Origin of the sequence: Tepidibacter formicigenes DSM 15518 (assembly GCF_900142235.1) — a bacterium.
Classification (GTDB): domain Bacteria; phylum Bacillota; class Clostridia; order Peptostreptococcales; family Peptostreptococcaceae; genus Tepidibacter; species Tepidibacter formicigenes.
In genome coordinates this window covers 40,728-50,598 of record NZ_FRAE01000014.1, presented here as the reverse complement: position 1 = coordinate 50,598, position 9,871 = coordinate 40,728, and the positions used below count along the sequence as shown (strand labels likewise).

The 9,871-nt window shown below is 28.6% G+C and carries 12 protein-coding genes; 1 reads left to right on the top strand and 11 read right to left on the bottom strand.

All coding sequences use genetic code 11. The features are described from left to right. From BUA77_RS04380 to BUA77_RS04340, 9 genes are all read right to left on the bottom strand, one after another. Nucleotides 1–219: transposase zinc-binding domain-containing protein (locus BUA77_RS04380; protein ID WP_200773918.1), on the bottom strand; the 219-nt coding region annotated here is incomplete at its 3' end. Between the two features lie 165 nt (nucleotides 220–384). Further along, nucleotides 385–1,503 (bottom strand): alanine dehydrogenase, encoded by a 1,119-nt coding sequence (locus BUA77_RS04375; protein ID WP_072887684.1) that lies wholly within the window; start codon nucleotides 1,501–1,503, stop codon nucleotides 385–387. Between the two features lie 115 nt (nucleotides 1,504–1,618). Next, nucleotides 1,619–3,706: a methyl-accepting chemotaxis protein gene (locus BUA77_RS04370; RefSeq protein WP_072887681.1), complete on the bottom strand. Its 2,088-nt coding sequence runs from the start codon at nucleotides 3,704–3,706 to the stop codon at nucleotides 1,619–1,621. Nucleotides 3,707–3,852: 146 nt separating this feature from the next. Then, on the bottom strand, nucleotides 3,853–4,062 hold the full coding sequence (locus BUA77_RS04365) for a DUF1657 domain-containing protein (protein ID WP_072887679.1): 210 nt from the start codon (nucleotides 4,060–4,062) through the stop codon (nucleotides 3,853–3,855). Nucleotides 4,063–4,167: 105 nt separating this feature from the next. Continuing rightward, nucleotides 4,168–4,521, bottom strand: coding sequence for a stage V sporulation protein AE (gene spoVAE, locus BUA77_RS04360; protein WP_072887677.1), 354 nt, complete (start codon nucleotides 4,519–4,521; stop codon nucleotides 4,168–4,170). A gap of 15 nt (nucleotides 4,522–4,536) precedes the next feature. Next, complete coding sequence (gene spoVAD / locus BUA77_RS04355) at nucleotides 4,537–5,541, bottom strand: stage V sporulation protein AD (protein ID WP_072887675.1); 1,005 nt, start codon at nucleotides 5,539–5,541, stop codon at nucleotides 4,537–4,539. After that, nucleotides 5,542–6,021 (bottom strand): stage V sporulation protein AC, encoded by a 480-nt coding sequence (gene spoVAC / locus BUA77_RS04350; protein WP_072887673.1) that lies wholly within the window; start codon nucleotides 6,019–6,021, stop codon nucleotides 5,542–5,544. It lies immediately after the preceding gene. Nucleotides 6,022–6,034: 13 nt separating this feature from the next. Continuing rightward, entirely contained in the window at nucleotides 6,035–6,895 is an 861-nt protein-coding gene (locus BUA77_RS04345; RefSeq protein WP_072887671.1) for a DUF421 domain-containing protein, read from the bottom strand. Between the two features lie 9 nt (nucleotides 6,896–6,904). Beyond that, nucleotides 6,905–7,111 (bottom strand): DUF1657 domain-containing protein, encoded by a 207-nt coding sequence (locus BUA77_RS04340; RefSeq protein ID WP_072887669.1) that lies wholly within the window; start codon nucleotides 7,109–7,111, stop codon nucleotides 6,905–6,907. A 174-nt stretch (nucleotides 7,112–7,285) separates the two neighbouring features. Here BUA77_RS04340 and BUA77_RS04335 point away from each other — a divergent pair, with 174 nt between their 5' ends. Further along, nucleotides 7,286–7,981, top strand: a complete 696-nt coding sequence (locus BUA77_RS04335; RefSeq protein WP_072887667.1) for a DUF421 domain-containing protein — start codon at nucleotides 7,286–7,288, stop codon at nucleotides 7,979–7,981. A 38-nt stretch (nucleotides 7,982–8,019) separates the two neighbouring features. Here the strand turns inward: BUA77_RS04335 and BUA77_RS04330 are convergent, their stop codons facing one another. Further along, complete coding sequence (locus BUA77_RS04330) at nucleotides 8,020–8,739, bottom strand: DUF421 domain-containing protein (RefSeq protein WP_072887665.1); 720 nt, start codon at nucleotides 8,737–8,739, stop codon at nucleotides 8,020–8,022. Nucleotides 8,740–8,960: 221 nt separating this feature from the next. Continuing rightward, nucleotides 8,961–9,869 (bottom strand): ribose ABC transporter substrate-binding protein RbsB, encoded by a 909-nt coding sequence (gene rbsB, locus BUA77_RS04325; RefSeq protein ID WP_072887663.1) that lies wholly within the window; start codon nucleotides 9,867–9,869, stop codon nucleotides 8,961–8,963. Nucleotides 9,870–9,871: the final 2 nt, after the last annotated feature.

Here is a 9,871-nt window from a genome sequence, read left to right as displayed (position 1 = left end):
GCAAAATTTACTTTTACATGTAAAGCCTACTCTCTTACTTTCCATGCATTCTAAACACATATACTCTGTATATCCCTTTTCTAGCCTCCCACAGTCCATTGCTTTTTCAACTGTTTCTATAACATCTGCCCTTATTACCTTCGGAATTCTTTTAATTTTTTTCTTTAAAAAGTTTTGCCAATTATCTTGCAATATTTTTTTTAATGTTACTTTAGTCATCTCTTCATCTCTCTTTTTTCAATACTTATACATATATTTTAGCAAGTTTTCCACAGATTTTGAAATTTTATAATTTCCTACTTAATATAAAAAAATAGGAAATATTCTTGGATATTTCCTATTTTTTATTCCTTCAAATTTATGGTTTTAGTTGCTTTTAGTTATTTATTTATATTCTTCATTCAAAAGTCCTAATACCTCTTCTGGAGTCTTGAACTCCCTATTTTGAATTACACTAGTTTCTTCATGTGTAAGTATTCCTTTATATGTTGTTAAGCTCCTCCTTAAATAACCATCTCTTATACAAGCTTTTACTATTCCGTTATTTGCAATTGATTTTATATGTGGAAAAACAGATGCTGCATAAGCAATAGATGTAGTATATGGTGCCGCCCCTGGTATATTATCAACCCCATAATGAATTACTCCATCTACAATATAGGTTGGATCATCATGTGTTGTTGGTCTATAAGTTTGAATAGCACCTCCTACGTCTGCACTTATATCTACAATAACAGATCCTTTTTTCATTAGCTTTAACATATCTTTTGTTATTAAATGATCTTTTCTATGTTTAGGCCATTTTACACAGTTAATAACTATATCCATATTTGGAAGAAGCTTATTAATAGTATGTTTATTTGAAAAAACTGTATGAACATTATTGGAAAATACTTCCTGACAATATCTTAACTCTCCCATATTAATACCCATTAAAGTTATTTTTGCTCCCAAGGAGGATAAAACTTGTGTTGCACCTTTTCCAACTATTCCTGTACCTATTATTAATACATTTGCTCCCTCTGACCCTGCTATTGGACACACTAACTTTCCCATACCTCCATTAATACTCAATAAATGATATGCTCCCATTAAAGCGCCTAATTTCCCAGCTACTTCTGCGTTAGGAGATCCATATCTATGAGTATCTTCAGCAGTAAATGCTATTACTTTCTTTTTAAGAAGCGCATCTACTTCTTCTTTGTTTGCGGCAGGATGAATGCAAGTAAATATTATTTGATTTTCTTTTAATAAATTATATTCCTCGGGAAATATTTCTTTCACTTTTAATATCATTTCACTTTTTTCATAAACTTCTTCTCTAGATTCTATTATATCTCCTCCTACATTTATATAATCTTTATCTTCGAATCCAGCTTTACTTCCTGCTCCCTTTTGAATTAACACTTTATGACCACATGAAACTAAATCTGCTACTTCTGTTGGAGTCATTATAACTCTCGATTCACCTGGTTTAATTTCTTTTAAAACTCCAATAATCATTTTATTTCCTCCATTTTATAATAATATGAAATTATATTAGTAGTATTTAACCATCTTGATTTTCTATTCAAAAAATAAAACTGGTTAAATTATAATCTAACCAGTTTTATTTTATCTAAATTTTAAACTTATCTACAGTTTCTTTTAATTTCTCTACTATTTCTTTTAATTTATCTGCTCCATTAGATATTTCTTCTATAGATAATGTTTGTTCTTCAATAGATGCAAAAACTTGTTGAGTAGATGCAGCAGATTCTTGTATAATTGCTGATATTTCTTCTATATAAAAAACTACATTATTTTTATCTTCATTTATATTTTCAATATTTTCAATAATTATTTTAATACTTTCAACCATATAATTAACAGCTTTATCTATGTCATCAAAACTATTACTTGTATTTACTAACTCTTCATTAGTTTTTTGTACAATTTTTTCTGCAATATCCATATCTGACTTTGTATTGATAATTTCTTTTTGAATATCACTTATTGTGCTTTCTATTTCCTTTGAATTTAAAGTAACTTCATATGCTAATTTTCGTATTTCCTCTGCTACAACTGCAAAACCTCTACCTTGTTCTCCTGCTCTTGCAGCTTCTATTGCTGCATTTAAAGCTAATAAATTTGTCTGGTCAGCTATAGACTTTATAGTTTCTATTATTTTACTTATAGAACTTGAATTCTTTTCTAATGAATTTATTTTTAATCCTATTTTTTGTGCAATATCTTTATTTTCTTTAAATGCTTTTTCAAGTTCAATTATAGAGTTTATTCCTTTTTTACTAGCCTCAATTATTTTATCACTATTTTCTTTTATAATATTAGAATTTTCAACTGCATTGTCTATTTTTTTAGCAAAATCATTTAGTTTTCGTACTCCTTCTTCAGCATTTTTTGCCTGTTCGCTAGCTCCTTGTGCTAATTCATCCGTAGCCTTTGCTATATCTTCTATAGCTGATAAAGTTTCATTCATTATATTTGAAAAGTTCATTGAAGTATCATCTATTTTATCTGAATTATTTTGTATATCCTTTACTATTTTTCTTAATGAATTTCTCATATTTAATACTGCCTTTCCCATTATGCCTATTTCATCTTTATTATTTAAGAGTAGTTCATAAGATTTGTCATATGATAAGTCAAGATTTCCAGTTTTACTTATAACATCAGTTAAAACTATAATAGGTTTTGAAATTCGATTTCCTATAAATAAGGATGCTATAGCAAATACTACTAACACTAATAAAATAACACACATTATCCAAAATATTAACTTTTCAATTTTCTCAAAAACTTCAGATTTAGGTACAGTAAGTGCAAGTGTAAAGCCATTAGATGTTTTCATATATGTCAACATTTTATCAATATCTTTATATTTATACTCACTTATTCCTTTATTTTTGCTTTCCATGGCATTTGCTAAATCTTTTAATTTCCCATTATCTATACTTGCTAAATTATCTTTTTGTGTTAAATTAGGATGTACTAAAAAATTATAATTTTTATCAAACAACACTGCATAACCTGTTTTGTAAGTTTGAATTGATTTTACTAATTCTCCAAAATAATTAAAATCTATATCTATACCTACTATACCAATTAAAATATCATCAATATATATAGGCTTTACATATGAAACCATAAATAAATTTATATTTTCATTCATATAAGGATCAAACCATATTCCTTTTCCTTCTTGTATGGGTTTATAGTACCATCCTACATGTTCATCATCATCTTTTGAAAACTCATTTATATTAGTTACTGTTTGTTTTATTAATTGCCCACTTCTAGTTGTATCAGCATACCATACACCTTGCCCTCCTCCGGCTATTTTAGGATTTAAAACTATATAAGCACCCATGGCTCCTTTAGTATTTTGTGCAAATTGTTTGACAATTGATTCTACATTTGTTATATACTCTTCTATATAATTAGGGTTCATTTTTGCCTTTTCTAAATCAAATTTAGATAATAAACTAGATTCTAAATAGTTAACTGATTGTTCTACATCTTCAAGGGTTATATCAAATTTATTTGTATAATTTTGGGTTATTGCTAGTAATTTTTCCTGCGCTTCACTTTTGATAGAATTTATACTATTAATTATTGTTAAATATCCAATTATTGTAGTAGATATTAAAACACAAAACATAATATATATTATTATTTTATTTTTAATACTACTTGTTTTTTTCAATTATTTACCTCCTCTCATTTATTAAGTTTTAAATCTTACTGAATTATAATATAATGTTTTATATTGTTTTCACTATATAATATTAAACTTTTACAAATTTGTGTAAAAAAAATCACATTCCTCTATAAGAAATGTGATTTTTTTTATTATTTTTGTTGTGTATATTGAGGTTCTTCACTTTTTACAAAATCCACTCTAGCTTGAATTTGTTGTACCATGTTTTCTGTAGTTGTTGCTAGTTGATTAAACATTTGTTTTGCATTTTGATCATCAGTATCTAAAGAAAAAGTTTTAAATTGTGCTGCTAAACCTTTAGCACCAGCTAATGCCTGTTCTAGTTTATTTATTGTACTCAATAAAATAACCTCCTTTTTATCTCTTCATTAAATATTATTGCCCATTTTTTTAAATATATTTTTATAATAAATATCTAATTATAGAATAATTATCCAACTAAGCATTTAACCTTTAGGCTTAAATATTAAAGACGCCATAAATGCAAAAATTAGTGCAGCAGAAATACCAGCACTAGTAACTTCAAATATTCCTGTTAGTACTCCAATTATCCCTGTTTGTTTTGCTTCTGCTAAAGCTCCTTTAACAAGTGCATTACCAAAACTAGTTATTGGAACAGAAGCCCCTGCTCCAGCAAATTTTATTAAAGGCTCATACAGTCCTAGTCCTCCAAGTACTGCTCCAATTACTACTAATGTACTTGTTGTGTGAGCAGGAGTAAGTTTAAATACATCTATCATAATTTGTCCAACAACACATATTCCTCCACCTACTAAAAACGCCCAAATGAATTTCTCCAATATTTAAACCTCCCTTTAAGACATTTCTATAGATACTGCATGAGCTATGCAAGGTATACTTTCTTTTTGCTGATATGAAATAGGTGACATTAATGCACCTGTTGCAACAATTAATATTCTTTTTAACTCTTTTTTTCTCATACGATTTAGAAAGTGTCCATAAGTTACCGTAGCAGAACAACCACATCCACTACCACCTGCCATTACAGGTTGATCATCTTTATATATTATTATTCCACAATCAGTGAATATTTCAGGGGGAATATTAAATCCGTGTTTAATCAATAAATCTCCTGCAATTCTATGTCCAACTTTACCTAAATCTCCAGTGGCAATAATATCATAGTAAGTTGGATTAATATTTAAATCTCTAAAATGAGCTTCAATAGTATCAACTGCAGCCGGAGCCATGGCAGCTCCCATATTAAATGGATCAGAAATACCCATGTCTACTACTCTTCCTATAGTTGCTGATGTAACACATGGCCCTTCTCCATCCTGTGATAATAAAGCTGCTCCTGCTCCTGTTACAGTCCATTGAGCAGTAGGAGGTTTTTGAGATCCATACTCTGTTGGATATCTAAATTGTTTTTCAGCTGCTGCATTATGACTAGATGCTCCAGCTAATACATATTTAGCAGCTTTACTATCAATTAATAAACTAGCTAATGCTAATCCTTCCATTGAACTAGAGCATGCTCCAAAAATACCTAAATATGGACATCCAAGAGTACGAGCAGTAAAGCTACTAGATATAATTTGATTCATAAGATCTCCACTTATAAAGAACTGAACATCTTCTTTTTTCTTGCCATATTTTTGAATTGCTTTTTCACAAGCTTGTTCTAATAATTTTTTCTCTGCTTTTTCAAAGCTGTCTTGTCCCAGCCATATATCCTCATGAAGAATATCAAAATCATTAGCTAAATTGCCCTTAGCTTCAAAGGGACCTCCAACAGCAGCTGATGAAATTATAACTGGCTTTGACTTAAACACCCATGATTGATGGCCTTTTTGCATTTACATCACACCTAACCATTTAATAGTAATTTTAATAAGAGCAACTACAAATGCTGAAAAAACTCCATAAACAATTACAGACCCTGATAATTTAAACATATTACCACCTACACCTAATACATATCCTTCACTACGGTGTTCAATAGCAGCTGAAGCCATGGTATTAGCAAATCCTGTAACAGGTACAATAGTTCCTCCTCCAGCCCATTGAGCAATATGATCATAAACACCAAATCCAGTAAGTAAAACTGAAATAATAATTAAAACTGCTGTAGCCGGATTTCCTGCTGTTTTTTCAGTAAAATTAAAATAATTTATAAAAAACCACTGAAGCCCCTGCCCTATAGCACAAATAGTTCCTCCTGCTATAAATGCTCTAAAACAGTTTCTAAAAACTTTTCTTTTTGGTTCTCTAGCCTTTGCAAAATTTTGATATTCTTGCTGAGTAGGAGTTAATTTTTTCCTTTTTATTTTTGACATTTTTAATCACCTTCTAATGTAATAAATAGGGTTCTAATTTTTTTACAATATCTTCAAGTTTGTTTGCATCATTTAAATAAACATCTTTTGCTTGCTGATTTTCGGTTTCTAATGCAAAGCTTAAAAGATCTGATTGAGCTTTTTCAAGATTAGCATAAATCAATTCTTTAACTTGAGGCTTAGGAATTTGTATTGAGTCATCAAAAAGATCTATATATAAATCACCAGAAGAATCTACTTGTCCGATAAATACATTATCTATAGACACCCCCATTCCTTCTAATTGTGATATTAACCAATCTCTATTAAGTCCCATATTACTTAAGGATTCATCAATTATATTTCCATCTAGGATTACTGTTTCAGGTTCAGATTTGGGTGATACTTGTTTTCCTAAATCATATGATGTAACAGGTTTTTTGTCTGATTTTAACATAACATTAACTTCACCTGTTGATTCCATTACAGCAAATTCAACATTCATTAAATTAAAGACATTTTTAGATCTAAGTTCCCTTAAAAGTTCTTCTCCTGTAAATCTTACTTGATTTAAATTTTCTTCCATAATTTTACCATTTTTTATTAAAATAGTTTCTTTTCCATATACCCAATCATGAATTAATTTACTTTTTAAACATAAATAGTCAAGTCCTATAGAAAATAAAACCCAAACGCCTAAAACAATAAATCCAAATGCTAAATTTTTAATTATATTTGCTGAAATTAAAGCTACTAAAATACCAATAACAATATAACTTATAAAATTAAATGGTGTAGTTTTTCCTACTTGTCTTTTTCCCATAATTCTAACTAAAATTAAAGTTACAAAAAATATAGATATTGACCTTAATAATATTTGAATCCAAGTCTTCATATTTCCTCCCTAATACCCTTTATATTGTGGCTCTTCAAATTCTAAAACTTTTATCCTTTCTTCTAAATCATGAATAACTTTATCAGTTATTTTCAGTGCTTCTTTATAAGCATCTTTTATATTTTTATCCTGAGTTTGTATTGAATATAATCTTAAAGTGCTTTGAGTTCCTTTTAAATTAGCCAAAGTTTGCTTTACTTTAGCCCCAACTGTCATTGTTACTAACCTCCTAACTTCAAAATTATTTTTATACTTATTTTTACAATAATTTCATATATTCATTCACAATATTACCACTCAAATCTATGAAATTATTTCCATTTTAATTGTTTTAAAAAATATACATTATTTTTTTTCAGTCTATACATAATAAAGAATGAGGTGAATAAATTGAATGGATCACTTATTTTAAGTTTAACTTTAGAATTAACTATTGGTTTTTTAGGATTAATTACAGTTACTTATTTTTTGAGAAAAACTCAAATAAATCAAATTACTCCTTTTGATTTTATATCTGCATTAGTATTGGGAGAACTAGTAGGAAATGCTATTTATGATGAAAAAATTAACATCTTCTATATTTTATATGCTATTCTTTTATGGACATGCTTAATGTATATAGTTGAATTAGTTACTCAAAAATTTAAAAAAACAAGGAATTTTTTAGAGGGTAATCCGTCTATTTTGATTCGACATGGACAAATCGATTTTAATCAATTAAAAAAAGAAAAATTAGATATTAATGAATTGCAAAGTTTATTAAGAACAAAAGATGTATTTTCTATTCGTGAAGTTGAATATGCTGTTTTAGAACCAAGCGGTTCAGTTAGTATATTAAAAAAATCAAAATATGAAAATCCAACAAATAAAGATTTGAATTTGCAAGAAAAACCTGTATATCTACCTGTTACTTTTATACTAGATGGAGAAGTTTTATGGGATAATCTTAAAGCTTCTGGTTTTGATGAAAAATGGCTTAATAAACAACTTCATGCTAACAATGTAAATAAAATAAAAGATGTTTTATATGCTGAATGGAAAAAAGATGAGGGATTTCATATTGTACAATACAAAAAGGAAGGTTAAGAGCCTTCCTTATATAGCTATTTTTGAGTTTTTCTCTATCATTGTTCTTCTGTTATTTCATTTTGAAATTTGAAATGATCTTCAATTTTATCAATATAAATACGCTTATCTTTATCAATAGTAGCATAAAATACATCTTTTATATCCTTTACTCCCATCATCTTAAGTTGGCTTATTAACCATTTCACTGTTACATTCCTCTTGCTCAAGTTTTCATATATAATATTCCCTGTGACAATTACCTCTGTAGGTATATCACCTTGTTTACCTTTAATATGTAAATCTGAAATTTTTACATTTTCCTCCTGTGCTATCTTAACAACACTTAAATCTCCTGGCGTTTCTAAAATTCCATATTTTACAATATTTATATCAAAAACATCTTTAGCCCTTAGTAAATACATTAATTCATCTACGGTATATCGAAATCTCATTAAGTTTTTTTCTAAAATACGCCCATCTTGTATAACAATTACTGGTTCTCCTTCAATTACTTTTGCTGCTTTTCTACTTTTCAAGCAAATATAAGACATCAAATAAGTTAACATCCCAAATAAAATTAGACCAATTAGATGGTGCCATGTCCTCTGGTTCATATCTGTTGCTAAAGTTGCAGCAATTGATCCGAACGTTATCCCATTAATATATTCAAACATAGTAAGTTGTGCCAACTGTTGACGACCTAAAATACGTGTAATAAATAGAATGGCAAAAAACGCCAAAAGAGTTTGTAATATTATTTCGATTATTACTTTCATTTTCTTTCCTTCTTTCGGATAAAATATTTTATTTTATATCATACTAATAATATTAAACAAATTTCAAAAAATTATACAGGAGGATTGATTATGAGCTTATTAATACAAGCTATATTAACATTAGCTTTTATAATTATTGGATTTATTATATTATTTTATTTGCACAAAAAACAAAAAATATAGCGAAAAATAGTAAAAGAAGGCATTTAGCCTTCCTAATTCTATTCTTTAGTTACTAATTTTAATTCAACTGGTATAAACTTTTCTACGCTTTTACCTTTTAATACTTTATCTGCATATTCTACACCTAAAGAACCTATTTTATCTGGCTGTTGAGCAACTGTTGCAGCCATTTTTCCTTCATTTACAGCTTTTACAGCATCATCTGTTGCATCAAATCCTACAACCATAATTTCTCTTCCAGATGCTTCAATTGCTTTAAGAGCACCTAATGCCATTTCATCATTATGAGCAAATACAGCATCTATTTCAGGTTGAGCTTGTAAAATATTTTCCATAACAGAAAGCCCTTTTGTTCTATCAAAGTCTGCTGCTTGTCTTGCTACAACTTCTATTTCACTATTTTTTATAGAATCGTTAAATCCTTGTCCTCTATCTCTTGTAGCAGAAGCTCCTGGTATTCCTTCAAGCTCTACCATTTTACCTTTGCCACCTAATTTATCTATTATATATTCACCTGCCATTTTTCCACCAGCTACGTTATCGGAAGCTATGTGAGTTACCACTTTTCCTCCATTAGCAGCTCTGTCTAATGTTATAACAGGTATATTAGCACTATTTGCAGTATTAATAGCACTTACTACTGCATCTGAATCCACTGGATTTATTATTATTAAAGATACTCCTCTTGTAGTTAAGTCTTCCATATTAGCAATTTCTTTAGATGGATCATTTTGAGAATCAAGTATAACAAGTTCATAACCTAGTTCTTTTGCCTTAGCCTCTGCTCCTTCTTTTAATGTTACAAAGAATGGATTGTTTAATGTTGATAATATTAAACCTACTTTTTTACTTCCTTCTTGAGCTGCATTATTTTGTGTTTTAGCACAGCCAGCAAGCAATCCTACAACTAACATTCCAACAAGTAAAATTGAAAGTAATTTTTTCATTT